This window comes from Streptomyces sp. NPDC098101, assembly GCF_044760185.1.
Lineage (GTDB): Bacteria > Actinomycetota > Actinomycetes > Streptomycetales > Streptomycetaceae > Streptomyces.
Map to the genome: position 1 here is coordinate 1,063,282 of NZ_JBIWAS010000002.1, position 14,736 is coordinate 1,078,017.

Annotated in this window: 11 protein-coding genes and 1 tRNA gene; 2 read left to right on the forward strand and 10 right to left on the reverse strand. The window is 69.8% G+C overall.

Annotation, left to right across the window (positions count from 1 at the left end):
- Positions 1-4 precede the first annotated feature (4 nt).
- Positions 5-1,819 carry a 5'-nucleotidase C-terminal domain-containing protein gene (locus ACIQVI_RS11825; RefSeq protein ID WP_351973574.1) on the reverse strand — a complete coding sequence of 605 codons (1,815 nt, stop codon included), beginning with the start codon at positions 1,817-1,819 and terminating at the stop codon, positions 5-7.
- A gap of 272 nt (positions 1,820-2,091) precedes the next feature.
- Here ACIQVI_RS11825 and pyk point away from each other — a divergent pair, with 272 nt between their 5' ends.
- Complete coding sequence (gene pyk, locus ACIQVI_RS11830) at positions 2,092-3,519, forward strand: pyruvate kinase (RefSeq protein ID WP_403594129.1); 1,428 nt, start codon at positions 2,092-2,094, stop codon at positions 3,517-3,519.
- Between the two features lie 19 nt (positions 3,520-3,538).
- Here pyk and ACIQVI_RS11835 read toward each other — a convergent pair whose 3' ends face one another.
- Together ACIQVI_RS11835 and ACIQVI_RS11840 are read right to left on the reverse strand one after the other, a co-directional pair.
- The gene (locus ACIQVI_RS11835) at positions 3,539-4,318 is read right to left on the reverse strand and encodes a helix-turn-helix domain-containing protein (RefSeq protein ID WP_403594132.1); all 780 of its coding nucleotides are present in this window, start codon (positions 4,316-4,318) and stop codon (positions 3,539-3,541) included.
- A 109-nt stretch (positions 4,319-4,427) separates the two neighbouring features.
- Positions 4,428-4,500: transfer RNA gene (locus ACIQVI_RS11840), tRNA-Leu, on the reverse strand.
- A 100-nt stretch (positions 4,501-4,600) separates the two neighbouring features.
- Here ACIQVI_RS11840 and ACIQVI_RS11845 point away from each other — a divergent pair.
- The gene (locus tag ACIQVI_RS11845; RefSeq protein ID WP_351973571.1) at positions 4,601-5,251 is read left to right on the forward strand and encodes a response regulator; all 651 of its coding nucleotides are present in this window, start codon (positions 4,601-4,603) and stop codon (positions 5,249-5,251) included.
- Positions 5,252-5,344: 93 nt separating this feature from the next.
- On the opposite strand, the gene ACIQVI_RS11850 is transcribed toward ACIQVI_RS11845, so the two are convergent.
- From ACIQVI_RS11850 to ACIQVI_RS11880, 7 genes are all read right to left on the reverse strand, one after another.
- The gene (locus ACIQVI_RS11850; protein WP_121830277.1) at positions 5,345-6,061 is read right to left on the reverse strand and encodes an ABC transporter ATP-binding protein; all 717 of its coding nucleotides are present in this window, start codon (positions 6,059-6,061) and stop codon (positions 5,345-5,347) included.
- Entirely contained in the window at positions 6,058-7,044 is a 987-nt protein-coding gene (locus tag ACIQVI_RS11855; protein ID WP_403594136.1) for an ABC transporter ATP-binding protein, read from the reverse strand. Before ACIQVI_RS11855 ends, ACIQVI_RS11850 begins: the two co-directional genes overlap by 4 nt.
- Positions 7,045-7,047: 3 nt before the next feature.
- A complete protein-coding gene (locus tag ACIQVI_RS11860) occupies positions 7,048-8,883 on the reverse strand; it encodes an ABC transporter permease subunit (RefSeq protein WP_351973827.1) in 1,836 nt (611 codons plus the stop codon).
- A gap of 5 nt (positions 8,884-8,888) precedes the next feature.
- Positions 8,889-9,818 carry a branched-chain amino acid ABC transporter permease gene (locus ACIQVI_RS11865; protein WP_121830279.1) on the reverse strand — a complete coding sequence of 310 codons (930 nt, stop codon included), beginning with the start codon at positions 9,816-9,818 and terminating at the stop codon, positions 8,889-8,891.
- 100 nt (positions 9,819-9,918) lie between these two features.
- Positions 9,919-11,157 (reverse strand): branched-chain amino acid ABC transporter substrate-binding protein, encoded by a 1,239-nt coding sequence (locus ACIQVI_RS11870; protein ID WP_121830280.1) that lies wholly within the window; start codon positions 11,155-11,157, stop codon positions 9,919-9,921.
- 589 nt (positions 11,158-11,746) lie between these two features.
- Positions 11,747-12,262, reverse strand: coding sequence for a hotdog fold thioesterase (locus tag ACIQVI_RS11875; RefSeq protein WP_351973899.1), 516 nt, complete (start codon positions 12,260-12,262; stop codon positions 11,747-11,749).
- A 97-nt stretch (positions 12,263-12,359) separates the two neighbouring features.
- Positions 12,360-14,642, reverse strand: a complete 2,283-nt coding sequence (locus tag ACIQVI_RS11880) for an FdhF/YdeP family oxidoreductase (protein WP_403594140.1) — start codon at positions 14,640-14,642, stop codon at positions 12,360-12,362.
- Between the last annotated feature and the right edge of the window lie 94 nt (positions 14,643-14,736).

The window sequence follows — 14,736 nt, forward strand, 5'->3', positions numbered from 1 at the left end:
CCGATCAGAACACCGGCACGCCGTCCCGGGTCAGCCTCCAGTCCACCGACGCGAACTGCCCCGGGTCGACCGTCCCCTTCGCCCGCACCCACTGGATGATCGTGTTGCGGATCTCGTCCGAATTCGCCCACAACTGCGGCGCGTTCGCCACGTGCGGGAACGCGCCGCCACCGCTCGCCCGGTAGTTGTTCACCGCCAGGACGAACTTCGCCGCCGGATCGACCGGCTTCCCCTCGAAGGCCAGGTTCACGATCCGCGACCCGGCCTCCTTCGCGATGTCGACCTCGTACGTCAGACCCGACACCGCGTCGTAGTTGTAGTCCGGCGTGCCGTCCGCGTTCGTCAGCTTCGCCGTGTCCACTGGCGCGCCCGCCGGGGTCCGCACGTAGTACCGCGCCGAGAACTCCAGGTAGTCCCTCAACTGCGCGCCCGTGAGCAGCCGCGCCTCGAGCGTGTTCTCGAACGGGTACAGCCCCGCCGCGTCCTTGATGGTGACCTGACCGGCCGGGATCCGGGCCGTACGGGAGAAGCAGGAGGCCTGCGAGAGCACCGGCAGACCCGCGTACGCGCCGCCCGCCAGCGCCGCCTCCACCGTCTCCGCCTGCACCGCGTTGATCAGGTCGATGATCGGCTCGTCCCGCCACGGCGCGTCCGCCGTCGTCATCGCCGCCGTCGAGGTGCCGATGACCTGGTTGACGTACGCGACGACCTTCCGGTGCTCGTCCGAGAGCAGCCGCACGATCTTCCGGTCCTCCTCCACCGTGTTGGAGTTCAGGACCTGCGCACCGACCCTCTCCACGGTCCAGCGGCCCCGCTCCCGCACCAGGTCGAAGTCGAACAGGGTGAGCCGCTGGCCCCACTTCAGCGGCTCGGACAGCACGACCTCCTTGCCGGTCTCCTTGTTCGCGACCCGGTACTCGGGGATCTCGGTGTGCGCGTGCCCCACGAGGATCGCGTCGATCCCCGGCACCTGCTCGGCCACCAGCCCGGCCGCGTTCTCGACGTACGGCAGCTGGTCGCCGTACGAGGACGTGCCGCTGGAACCGGAGTGCGCCGAGACGACCACCACGTCCGCGCCCATCGAGCGCAGCTTCGGCACCCACTTCGCGGCCTGCTCCTCCAGGCCGGGGAAGACCATCTTCCCGCTGACGTTCGCCTTGTCCCAGATCGCGATGCCCGGGTTGGTCAGACCGAGCACGGCCACCTTCACCTCCCGGCCACGCGGCGTCCGCAGCCGGTGGATGCTGTACGGGGCGAACGCCGGCCGCAGCGTCTTCGCGTCGAGCGCGTTGGCACCGAGCAGCGGGAAGTCGCACTGCTCCTCGAACTTCCGCAGCACCGGGATGCCGTAGTTGAACTCGTGGTTGCCGAGGGCGGCGGCGTCGTAGCCGATGGCGTTCATCGCCTGCGCCATCGGGTGCACCGGACCGCGCCGCGCGGTGATCGGGTCGACCTTGGCGTAGTAGTACGACAGCTGGGTGCCCTGGATGGTGTCGCCGGCGTCGATGAGGAGGGTGTTGCGCCGCCCCTTCTCCTTGCGCACCCGGTCCACGAGGGTGGAGATCTTGGCGAGGCCGACGTCGTTGTGCGCCTTGTCGTCGAACTCCTTGTCCGTGAAGTAGTCCCAGTTGAAGACGTTGCCGTGCAGGTCGGTCGTCCCCATGACGGTGAAGGAGTACCGCTCGGCCGGCTTCGGGCGGTGTCCGTGTCCGTGCCCGGGTCCGTGGGCCTCGGCGGGGGCGACGGCCCCGGCGGTGAGGGCGGCCCCGGCTCCGACGGCGACGGAGCCCTCCAGGAACGTCCGGCGGTTCAACGGCATGTGCTTCTCCTTGGTCCAGTGGCGTCGCTCAGGTGCACAACGCGCGTAGATTCTGGCCCAGGAGACCCGTCCGCAACAGGCCCCGCGGGTTACGGAGTGGAAAAGTGTTCGATGTGCGGACGGCGTCGGGCCGCCGGAAAAGAGCCGAAAAACGCTCATCGGAGCACCCCGCCGCACAGATTCAAGTCTTGTCAACAACCTTTCACGGAAAGGACGTTGGGTAGTCATGACAGGCGGATTCACTACCGACCGGTAAGCCCTAGGCTCGTCCCATGCGCCGAGCGAAAATCGTTTGTACCCTTGGGCCCGCCACCGAAACATACGACCAGATCAAGGCATTGATCGAGGCCGGAATGGACGTCGCCCGCCTCAACCTCAGCCACGGCACCTACGCCGAGCACGAGGAGCGCTACCAGCGCGTCCGCAAAGCCTCCGACGAGACCGGCCGCAGCGTCGGCGTCCTCGCCGACCTTCAAGGCCCGAAGATCCGCCTCGGCCGCTTCAGCGAAGGCCCCGTACTCCTTGAACGCGGCGACGAATTCACCATCACCGTCGAACACGTCGAAGGCGACCGCCACACCTGCGGCACCACCTACCCCGGCCTCGCCGACGACGTCACCACCGGCGAACGCATCCTCGTCGACGACGGCCGCGTCACCCTCGAAGTCACCGCCGTCGACGGCCCCCGCGTCCGCACCCGCGTCATCGAGGGCGGCATGGTCTCCGACCACAAGGGCCTCAACCTCCCCGGCGTCGCCGTCTCCGTCCCCGCCCTCTCCGACAAGGACATCGAAGACCTCCGCTGGGCCCTGCGCACCGGCGCCGACGTCATCGCCCTCTCCTTCGTCCGCAGCGCCCGCGACATCGAGGACGTCCACCGCGTCATGGACGAGGAAGGCCGCCGCCTCCCCGTCATCGCCAAGGTCGAGAAGCCCCAGGCCGTCGACAACATCGAAGAGATCGTCGCCGCCTTCGACGGCATCATGGTCGCCCGCGGCGACCTCGGCGTCGAAATGCCCCTGGAACAGGTCCCGATCGTCCAGAAGCGCGCCATCAAACTCGCCAAGCGCAACGCCAAACCGGTCATCGTCGCCACCCAGATGCTCGACTCCATGATCGACAACTCCCGGCCCACCCGCGCCGAGGCCTCCGACGTCGCCAACGCCGTCATCGACGGCACCGACGCCGTCATGCTCTCCGGCGAGACCAGCGTCGGCCGCTTCCCCGTCGAAACCGTCCGCACCATGAGCCGCATCGTCGAAGCCGCCGAAGAGGACGTCCTCGCCAAGGGCCTCCCCCCGCTCACCGAACGCAACAAGCCCCGCACCCAGGGCGGCGCCGTCGCCCGCGCCGCCGCCGAAATGGGCGACTTCCTCGGCGCCAAGTTCCTCGTCGCCTTCACCCAGTCCGGCGACACCGTCAAACGCCTCTCCCGCTACCGCTCCCCGATCCCCCTCCTCGCCTTCACCCCCGACCCCGCCACCCGCTCCCAGCTCAACCTCACCTGGGGCGTCGAAACCTTCCTCGGCCCCCACGTCGACTCCACCGACGCCATGGTCGCCCAGGTCGACGAGGAACTCCTCCGCATCGGCCGCTGCGCCAAGGGCGACATCGTCGTCATCACCGCCGGCTCCCCGCCGGGCGTCGCCGGCTCCACCAACCTGGTCCGCGTCCACCACATCGGCGACCCCCTGACGTAACCGGCACGCCGCACGGGGCTCAGGACTTGGGCCCCACGTGAAGGTCCATGAGCGCGACGGAGTCCTTGCGGGCGACGGAGACGTTGTAGGGCTTCCCGCCCCGGGCGCAGTGCGTCCACTCGACGCCCAGCCCGTCGAGCGTGTCGGTGTACAGTCGCCGGATGTCGCCCGAGACGTTGGTGAAGAAGTAGCGGGGGTACTCGTACCGCTTGCGCTGCCCGTTGACGAGGCGGGTGGTCCAGTTCATGGTCCGGCAGCCGTCCGAGTGGACCAGTCCGCGGATGAACTCCCAGGGGTGCGCGTCGACGATCTCCTGCTGCCAGGGCTCCAGGGCGATCGTGCGTTCGTGCTTCTTGCCGGGGCCGTGCTGGGGAAACATGCACGCCCAGTGCTTGGTGTACGACTTCACCTCGGTGCACCCCTGCCTGGACCTTCGCCGGACGGTCGGCAGGGGCATCACCTTGCGCATCGCCGCTTCGGCGGCGTCGATCAACGCCGGCCACGAGGTGGTGCAGAAGATCGACAGGTGGTGTTGCTTGGCCCTCGACGTGATGTGGCCGTCACCGAGGTAGAGCCCCAGAAGGTAGGCGTACGCCGGTGCGTCGAACGCGCGGTGGGTGCACATGGGGCAGTCCGTGGGGCGCTCGAACGGTACGCCGCGCTTCCGGCGGTCCTCGGACAGCCACCAACCGACCGTGCCTCGCGGCACGTTGAGGCGTTCGGCGACCGCCCGGTTGCTCAGGCCCCGGCGGAGGAGTGCGAGTGCTTCTTCGCGGATCGAAGGATTGTGCTGTTCCATGGCGGCAGCTTTGTCGAGCCGCAATCCGCGTGGCCGGAGTCGAAGGGATGTTCACTGTGACGAGTGAAGATCAACAGCACCCTTGGAGTCCTTGGAATCGAAGGGGAAGTGCCCCGGGTGGGATTCGAACCCACGCTGTATGGTGTTTGAGACCACTGCCTCTTCCGCTGGGCTACCGGGGCATCCTTCGAAACGAAGGTCATTGGCAACCTGCTGTGCCTCAAACATACAGGACCTAGGTAGGCTCATGTAGCAGTACCTGCCCTGCAACGAGGAGCCCCCGTGACCGCCCCCGAGTCGCCCCAGCCCGCCGAGGCGCCGCACGTCCCGCCGCTGACGACCCGTGTCGTCATCGCCGAGGACGAGGCCCTGATCCGCCTCGACCTCAAAGAGATGCTCGAGGAAGAGGGCTACACGGTCGTCGGCGAGGCCGGGGACGGTGCCAAGGCCGTCGAGCTCGCCCGTGAGCACCGCCCCGACCTCGTCATCCTCGACGTGAAGATGCCCGTCCTCGACGGCATCTCCGCCGCCGAGAAGATCGCCGGCGAGTCCATCGCCCCCGTCCTCATGCTCACCGCCTTCTCGCAGCGCGAGCTGGTCGAGCGGGCCCGGGACGCCGGTGCCATGGCGTACCTGGTGAAGCCCTTCAGCAAGAGCGACGTGGTGCCGGCCATCGAGATGGCCGTCTCCCGGTTCGCCGAGCTGCGGGCCCTGGAGAAGGAGGTCGCCGACCTCTCCCAGCGCCTGGAGACCCGGAAGCTGGTGGACCGGGCGAAGTCGGTCCTGCAGACCCAGTACGGCCTGACGGAGCCCGCCGCGTTCCGCTGGATCCAGAAGACGTCGATGGACCGCCGCATGTCGATGCAGCAGGTCGCGGAGGCGGTCATCGAGGACGCCGAGGAGAAGAAGGCGGCCAAGAACAAGGAGCAGTAGCTCCGGCCCGTACGCGTACGCACAAGGCGAAGGAGAAGGCCCGCCCCACGGCACTGTGGGGCGGGCCTTCCGTCTCGGTGCGGGCGGGGAGGGTCAGTCCTCGCCGAGGTACGCCTTGCGGACGGACTCGTCGTGGAGCAGGTGCTGGCCGGTGCCCGAGAGCACGACCTTGCCGATCTCCATGACGTGGCCGTGGTCCGCGAGGGCGAGCGCGGCCTGGGCGTTCTGCTCGACGAGCAGGATGGTGGTGCCCTGGGCCTTCAGCTCGGCGATCGTGGCCATGATCTTCTGCATCATGATCGGGGAGAGGCCCATGGAGGGCTCGTCGAGCATGAGCAGCTTGGGCTGGGACATCAGGGCGCGGCCCATGGCGAGCATCTGCTGCTCGCCGCCGGAGAGCGTGCCGGCGGCCTGCTTGCGACGTTCGCCCAGGATGGGGAAGAGGTCGTAGGCGCGCTGGACGTCCTTGGCGATGCCGGGGCCGTCCTTGCGGAGGAAGGCGCCGAGGAGGAGGTTCTCCTCGATCGACATCCGGGGGAAGATGTGGCGTCCCTCGGGGGAGTGGGCGAGGCCCAGCGAGACGATCTTGTGGGCGGGGATCTTGCGGAGGGACTTGCCCTCGAACTTGATCTGGCCGCCGACCGGCTTGAGGAGGCCGGAGAGGGTCCGCAGGGTGGTGGTCTTGCCGGCGCCGTTGGTGCCGATGAGGGTGACGACCTCACCGGCCTCGACGGAGAAGGAGATGCCCTTGACGGCCTCGATCTTTCCGTAGGCGACGCGCAGGTCCTCGACTTCGAGCAGTGCGGTCATGCGTCGTTCTCCTTGCCCGAAGCAGGGTCGTGCGGGGTGTCCTCCGAGGGCTTCTCGGCGGTCTCCTCCGGAGCGGTGTCCTCTTCCGGGGCATCGGCTGCCGCCGGCGCCTCGGCCTCCGGGGCGTCGTCGGCCGGGGTGTCGTCGGCCGGGGTGTCGGCCGGCGCGTCTGCCTCGATGGGCTCGCCCAGGTACGCGGCGATGACCCGCTCGTCGCTCTGGACGGTCTGGCTGTCGCCCTCGATCAGCTTCTGGCCCTGGACGAGTACGGCGACCCGGTCGCAGAGGTTGAAGATGAAGCGCATGTCGTGCTCGATGACGAGGACGGCGACGCCCATGTCCCGGATGGCGAAGATGAGTTCCTCGGCGGCCCGGGTCTCCTGCGGGTTCATGCCGGCGGTGGGCTCGTCGAGGAGGATGAGGCCGGGGTCGCTCGCGAGGGCGCGGGCGATCTCCAGCTTGCGCTGCTCGCCGTAGGGGAGGTTCTTGGCGAGGTGCTGGGCCTTGTCCTGGAGGCCGATGAACTCCAGGAGTTCCATGGCGCGCTTCTCGGAGGCCGCTTCGGCCTTCTTGAAGCCGGGGCCGCGGAGGAGGGCGGACCAGAGGCCTTCCTTGGTGCGGGTGTGGCGTCCGACGAGGACGTTCTCCAGGACCGTCATGTTGTTGAAGAGACGGATGTTCTGGAAGGTGCGGGCGATGCCGGCCGCGGTGACCTTGAAGGACTTCGGGGGGAGGACCTGGCCCTTGTAGCGGACCTCGCCCTCGGTGGGGACGTAGAGACCGGTGAGGCAGTTGAAGAAGGTGGTCTTGCCGGCGCCGTTGGGGCCGATGAGACCGACGATCTCGCCGCTCCTGACGGTCAGGTCGACGTCGCGGACGGCGGTGAGGCCGCCGAAGCGCATGGTGACGCCGCGTGCGTCGAGCACGGTCTCGGGGGCGGTCGCCTCCGGGGTGGCGTCGGCCTTGGTGGTGGTGGTCGTCATGGTTCAGGCACCTGCCTTGGCGAGCGTGGCGGGCGTCTCGTCCTTCTCGTGGAACTCCAGCTGGTTGCGCCGGTTGGGGATGATGCCCTCCGGGCGGAAGCGCATGATCAGTACGAGCGCGAGGCCGAAGGCGAAGAGCTGGTACTCGCCCATGAACTGGAGCTTGTTCGGGATGAGGAAGAGCAGCGCGGCGCCGACCAGCGGGCCGCTCATCGTGCCCATGCCGCCGAGGACGACGGCCGCGAGCAGGAAGGCGGAGTTGGGCGGGATGGGACCGGCGAAGAGGTACTGCTCCGGGGTCACGGTGTAGGTGACGTGGGCCTGCACGGTGCCGGCGAGGCCGGCGAGCGCGGCGCCGAGGGCGAAGGCGATGAGCTTGACGCGGAAGCCGTTGATGCCCATGGCGAGCGCGGCGGTCTCGTCCTCGCGGATGGCGACCCAGGCGCGGCCGATGCGGGAGTCGCCGCTGCGGCGGAAGACCAGCACGACGACGGCCATGATCAGCAGCATCAGGAAGAAGTAGTTCGCGAAGCGGCCGATGGTGAAGCCGGCGATGGTGTGCTCGGCGCCGAAGTCGAACCCGAAGAAGTTGAGGTTCGGGATGGAGGCGATGCCGTTGGAGCCGTTGGTGATGTCGGGGCCGGAGGTGCCGTCGGTGTTCATCACCGCGATGCGGAAGATCTCGCCGAAGCCGAGCGTCACGATGGCGAGGTAGTCGCCGCGCAGTCGCAGGGTGGGGGCGCCGATGAGGACGCCGAAGACGAGGGAGGCGGCGGCGCCGACGAGGATGGCGGCCCAGAAGGGGAGGTGCACGCCGAAGGGGGACGTCGGGGCGCCGGAGACGAGGGCGGCCGCGTAGGCGCCGACGCCGAGGAAGGCGACGTATCCGAGGTCGAGGAGGCCGGCGAGGCCGACGACGATGTTCAGGCCCAGGGCGACGGTGGCGAAGATCAGGATGTAGACGCCGAGCGTCGCGTACTGGTCGTCGGTCTGGGTGAAGGGGAACAGCGCCGCCGCGGTGAACGCGCCCGCGATGGTCAGGTTCTGGTGCTTGCCGGTGAGCCGGGTGGCCTGCTGGATGAGGCCGGACTTGTTGACCGCGGCGAAGCCGAGGCCGGCCGTGATCAGGAAGCCGATGAACAGCTCGTCGTACTCGGTGCCGATGCCGTAGGTGAAGACGCCGAGGGCGACGGCGAGGACGCCGGCGATGATCAGGATCTCGACGGAGGTGGGCAGCGGGGGGAGCTTGCGGGGTGCGTGGGGTGCGGCGAAGGCGGCCTTGAAGGAGGTCCAGCCGTTGCCCGCGCGGTGCTTGAACTGGTCCCAGCCGCTGTCCTCGGGGTCGGCGGGGTGGGTCGCGGGCCGCTCGAAGGGCAGCGCGAGGGCGCCGACCAGGGCGAGCAGGGTGGCGACGGCGACGACGGCGCCGCCGGGCTCGAGGTTGACCGGGCCGCCGAGCTGGATGCTGATGGCGGCGACGGTGTACCAGGCGGTGGCGAAGGCGGCGAGGGCGGCGAGCTTGACCGCGCCGTCGGCGCCGGCCGGGGTGAGCCAGCGGGTGCCCTTGACGTCGTAGGCGGAGAGGGCGAAGAGGGTGGTGAGCAGTCCGGCGACCAGGACCTGCATCTGGAGGCCGGCCGGGGAGCCGTAGAACGTGAGGTCGCCGGGGAAGGTGGCGGTCCAGGTCCAGGCGAGGAAGCAGCTCGCGACGGTGAGGATGCCGCCGCCGAGGGTGAGGGCGCGGGCGATGCGGACCGGGACGAAGCCGATGAGGCCGGTGGCCGGGGCGGTCGCGGGTTCGGCCGCGGGTGCCGTGGGGTTCTCGGAGATGGTGGTCATGGTGCTCACGCCCTGTCCGCGACGCGCTCGCCGAGGAGGCCTTGGGGCCGGGCGAGGAGTACGACGATGAGGAGTACGAAGGCCCAGACGTTGGCCCAGGACTGGCCGCCGAGCTGTTCCATGCCGGGAATGTGGCTGATGTAGGCGGTGGCCATGGTCTCGGCCACGCCGAGGACGACGCCGCCGATCATGGCGCCGTAGATGTTGCCGATGCCGCCGAGGACCGCGGCGGTGAACGCCTTGAGGCCGAGGAGGAAGCCCATCTTGTAGTCGACGACGCCGTACTTGAGGCCGTAGGCGACGGCTCCGACGGCGGCGAAGGCGGCGCCGAGGGCGAAGGCGACCACGATGATGCGGTCGGTGTTGATGCCCATGAGCTTGGCGGTGTCCGGGTCCTGGGCCGTGGCCTGCATTCCGCGTCCGGTGCGGGTGCGCATGACGAAGAAGGCGAGGAAGGCCATGCAGACGGGGGCGGCGATGACGAGGAAGACGTCGCCGGTCTGGATGGTGACCGGGCCGATCTCGATGGGGCCGCCGGGGATCTGCGGGAAGGTCCGGGCGGACTTCGCCTCGGGGTACCAGGCCCAGACGGCCTGCTGGAGGGCGAGGGAGAGGCCGATCGCCGTGATGAGGGGGGCGAGTCGGGGGCCTCCGCGGAGCGGTCGGTAGGCGAAACGTTCCGCTCCGACGGCTATCGCCGTGGCGACGATGACGGCGCCGATGATCATGAGGGGCAGGGCGACCCAGAGGCTGGTGCCGCCGGGCAGGATGAGCCAGACCGTGAGCGCCCCGAAGCCGCCGGTCATGAAGATCTCGCCATGGGCGAAGTTGATGAGCTGGACGATGCCGTAGACCATCGTGTAGCCGACGGCGACCAGCCCGTACATGGATCCCAGTAGCAGGCCGTTGACCAGCTGCTGCGGCAGTTCGTTCACCGCATTGTCCTCCGAGACTTTCGACGGATGTGACACCGCGCGGGGAGCCTGGTGCGGCCCCCCGCGCGGTGAAGGTGGTGCTGGAAGTGGGGTGGTGGGGTCAGCCGCCGAAGGTGTCGGACTTGACCGGCTTGAACGCGCCGCCCTCGACCTTGTAGACCGTCAGCTGCTTGTTGGTGGTGTCGCCGAACTCGTCGAAGGCGACCTTGCCGGTCACGCCCTCGAAGGAGACGCCCTGGAGGGCCTCGACGACCTTGGCGCGGGCACCGTCCGGCAGCTTGCCGCCGTTGCCGTCCACGACCTTCTTGACGGCCTCGATGATGGCCCAGGTCGAGTCGTAGGAGTAGCCGCCGTAGGCCTCGAAGGCCTCCTTGTAGTTCTCGGCCTTGTAGTTGGTCAGGAACTCCTTGGCGGAGGCGAGCTCCTCGATCGGGGCGCCGACGGAGGTGGCGAAGTCGCCCTCGGCCGCGGCGGCACCCGCGAGCTTGACGTACTCGGGGCTGAAGAGCGCGTCACCGCCGACGACGGTGACCTTGGCGCCGGCCTCCTTGATCTGCTTGGCCAGCGGGCCGGCGGCCGGGTACTCGCCGCCGTAGTAGACGACGTCGGCGCCGGAGCTCTTGACCTGGGTGGCGACCGCGGAGAAGTCCTTGGCCTCGGGGTCGACGTGCTGGGTGCCGACGACCTTGCCGCCGAGCTTCTCGAACTCGCCCTTGAAGGTGCCCGCGAGGCCGGCGCCGTAGGTCTTCTTGTCGTCGATGATGAAGGCCTTGGTCTTCTTGGCCTCCTTGACGACGTACTGGGCGGCGAACGGGCCCTGGATGGCGTCCGTGGTGGCGGTGCGGAAGTACGACTTGTAGCCGCGCTTCTTGTCGCCGGAGGCCCAGTTGATGCCCTGGCTGAGCGCCGGGTTGGTGTTGGCCGGGGAGACCTGGGCCAGCTTGGCGTCGTCGAAGACCTTCTGCATGGACTCGGCCACGCCGGAGTTCAGCGGGCCGACCACGCCGAGGACGGTCTTGTCGGCGACCAGCTTGGTGGCGTTCTGCTGGCCGGAGGACGGCTGGGCCTGGTCGTCGAGGGACTCCAGCTTGAAGGTGACGCCCTTGACGTACTCCTTCTTGTTGGCCGTCTTGACCGCGAGGTCGGCGGAGTTCTTGATGCCGAGGCCGAGGGCGGACAGCTCACCGGTGAGCGGGGCGTCGAGGCCGATGGTCACGGTGACGTTGCCGCTGCCGCCGTTCCCGGCGCCGCCCTTGTCGTCGCGCGAACCACAGGCAGTGAGCGTGAGGGCTCCCGCGGTGACCGCGGTGGTGAGTATGAGCAACGAACGGTTTCGCACGAAGGGTCCTTTCCCTGGCGCGGCCCCCTCGGACGAGAGCGTGCCGTGAAGCTGCGGAGTGAGGGGTGCCGTTTTGGAACGCCGGGCCGTACTGGGGTTGGTACAGGGCCGTGCAGTAGGACGCGCCCGGCGGCGCGGTGACTGGCGGTGACTCTAAGCGCAGGTGGGGAGGGTCGGGGAGCGGCGAGGTCAGGATGTGACTGTCTTGTTATGCCGACGGGGAAAGAGTGTGCGCGGCGGCTGGGCAAACCGGGGCATAAGGGTTCTTTACGCGGTGTTCACATAGTGAGAACGCGCAGTTCCGCTAAGGGGCTTGAGTGATTCTTGGTCCTGACGGAGGCCTCTGGCGACTCTCCGGATATCGGACAGTGGCAGAAACCTCAGCGGACGAACCGGCTCCTCCGCTTCCCGGGATTCCACATCGTGCGAAGATCACGCAGAGTGACAAAGAGCGAGGGTGGGATGACGCGGAGGGAGCGGCGGGGGGGGGGGCCCCCCCCCGGGGGGGCCCCCCCCCCCCCCCCCCCCCCCCCCGCGCCCCCCCGCGCCCGCCCCCCCCCCCCCCCGCCGCTCCCTCCGCGCGCGGCTCTCAGGCGCTCGCGCCCGTCCCCGTCCCCGTCCCCGCCCCCGGGACGTTCTCCGCGTCCTTGGGGCCGATCTCGCGCAGCAGGCAGGTCAGCCGCGCCGAGCAGACCCGCCGGTCCTGCTCGTCGGTGATCACGATCTCGTACGTGGCGGTGGACCGCCCGCGGTGCACCGGGGTCGCCACGCCGGTCACCAGACCGCTGCGGACCCCGCGGTGATGGGTGCAGTTGAGGTCGACGCCGACCGCGATCCGGGAGACCCCGCCGTGCAGCATCGAGCCCACGGAGCCGAGCGTCTCGGCGAGGACCGCCGACGCCCCGCCGTGCAGCAGCCCGTACGGCTGCGTGTTGCCCTCCACCGGCATGGTGCCGACGACCCGCTCGGCCGAGGCCTCCAGGATCTGCACCCCCATCCGGTTGCCGAGGTGCCCCGCCGAGAAGAGGGCCGGGAGGTCGACGCCGAGCGCCGCGTACTCGTCGATGACCTCCTGCGGGAACTTCACGTGCTGCTGCTCACCCATGGCCCGGCTCCGTTCGTCTTCGTGCGGCCGCCGATCGGCGTGGTCCCGTCGGTCGCGCCGATCGCGTTGCTTCCGCCCGAGCGTACTAAGCGTCCGCTCAGGTGGAAGGGGATTGTTCCAGACGGACGATCACGGACTTGCTCGCGGGGGTGTTGCTGACGTCGGCCGTCGACTCCAGCGGCACCAGCACGTTCGTCTCCGGGTAGTAGGCCGCCGCGCATCCCCGGGCCGTCGGGTAGTGCACCACCCGGAAGCCGGGCGCCCGCCGCTCCACGCCGTCCGTCCACTCGCTCACCAGGTCCGCGTACGCCCCGTCGGCCAGGCCGCGCGCCACCGCGTCCTCCGGGTGCACCAGGACGACCCGGCGGCCCCCCTTGATGCCCCGGTAGCGGTCGTCCAGGCCGTAGATCGTGGTGTTGTACTGGTCGTGCGAGCGCAGCGTCTGGAGGAGCAGCCGGCCCTCCGGCACCCTCGGGTACTCGACGGGCGCGGCCGTGAAGTTCGCCCTGCCGGTCCTGGTGGGGAAGCGGCGCTCGTCGCGAGGGGCGTGCGGCAGCGCGAAGCCGCCCGGGTCCGCCGCGAGCCGGGCGTTGAAGTCCTCGAAACCGGGCACCACGCGCGCGATGCGGTCCCGGATCCGGGCGTAGTCGGCCTCGAACTCCTCCCAGGGCGTGGCGGATCCGTCCCCGAGGACCGCGCGGGCCATCCGCGCCACGATCGCCGGCTCGGACAGCAGGTGCGGGCTCGCCGGGGGCAGGTTGCCCCGGGAGGCGTGCACCAGGCTCATCGAGTCCTCGACGGTCACGAACTGCCGCCCGCTCCTCTGCACGTCCTTGTCGGTGCGGCCGAGGGTGGGCAGGATCAGGGCGCGCGTGCCCGTGACCGCGTGCGAGCGGTTCAGCTTCGTCGACACGTGGACGGTCAGCCGGGCGCGGCGCATCGCCGCCTCCGTCACCTCCGTGTCGGGGGTCGCCCCCACGAAGTTGCCGCCCATCGCGAAGAACACCTTCGCCTCGCCGTCGCGCAGCGCCTGGATCGAGCGGACCACGTCGAAGCCGTGGTGGCGCGGCGAGACGATCCCGAACTCCTTGTCCAGGGCGTCGAGGAACGCGGGCGCGGGGCGCTCGAAGATGCCCATCGTCCGGTCGCCCTGCACGTTCGAATGGCCGCGCACCGGGCACACGCCCGCGCCCGGCCGCCCGATGTTCCCGCGGAGCAGCAGCAGGTTGACCACCTCGCGGATGGTCGGCACGGAGTGCTTGTGCTGGGTGAGGCCCATCGCCCAGCAGACGATCGTCCGCTCCGAGGCGAGGACCATCTCCAGGGCCCGCTCGATCTCGGAGCGCTCCAGGCCGGTCGCCGCGAGCGTCTCGTCCCAGTCGGCCTCCCCGGCGGCCGCCGCGAACTCCTCGTAGCCGTGGGTGTGTTCGCGTACGAACTCCTCGTCGACGGCGCCCGGGGTCGCCAGGACCAGCTTGTTGAGGAGGCGGAAGAGGGCCTGGTCGCCGCCGATCCGGATCTGGAGGAAGAGGTCGGTGAGCGCGGCGCCCCGGACCATGCCGAGGGGGGTCTGCGGGTTCTTGAACCGCTCCAGGCCGGCCTCCGGCAGCGGGTTCACCGAGATGATCCGGGCGCCCGCGGCCTTCGCCTTCTCCAGGGCCGACAGCATCCGGGGGTGGTTCGTCCCGGGGTTCTGTCCGGCCACGACGATCAGGTCCGCCCGGTGCAGGTCCTCCAGGGAGACGCTGCCCTTGCCGACGCCGATGGTCTCCGTCAGCGCCGAACCCGAGGACTCGTGGCACATGTTGGAGCAGTCGGGCAGGTTGTTCGTGCCGAACTCGCGGGCGAAGAGCTGGAGCAGGAACGCCGCCTCGTTGCTGGTCCGGCCCGAGGTGTAGAAGAGCGCCTCGTCGGGGGAGTCCAGGGCCCGCAGCTCCTCCGCGAGGATCCCGAAGGCCCGCTCCCAGGTCACCGGCTCGTACCGGTCGCCGCCCTCGGGGAGGAGCATCGGCTGCGTGATGCGGCCCTGCTGGCCCAGCCAGTACCCGCTGCGCTCCGCCAGGTCGGCCACCGGGTGCGCGGCGAAGAACTCCGGGGTGACCCGGCGCAGGGTCGCCTCCTCGGCGACGGCCTTCGCGCCGTTCTCGCAGAACTCCGCGACGTGCCGCTTGTCCTCCTCGGGCCAGGCGCAGCCGGGACAGTCGAAGCCGTCCTTCTGATTGACCTTGAGGAGGGTCCGCGCGGTGCGCAGGGACCCCATCTGCTCCCGGGCGATCCGCAGGGTGTGCCCCACGGCGGGCAGCCCGGCGGCGGCGTGCTGCGGCGGCGTGACCTGCGGTGCGTCCTGGACCGGGTCACCGGCCGGCGGCTTGCTGACCATCGCGCTCTCCCTTGAGCGGTCGTCCTGCGGCGTACGTCTCCGATCCTGTCACGCGGCACCGACAGCCCGGCACCCCGGCCGGTGAGGAGGGGAT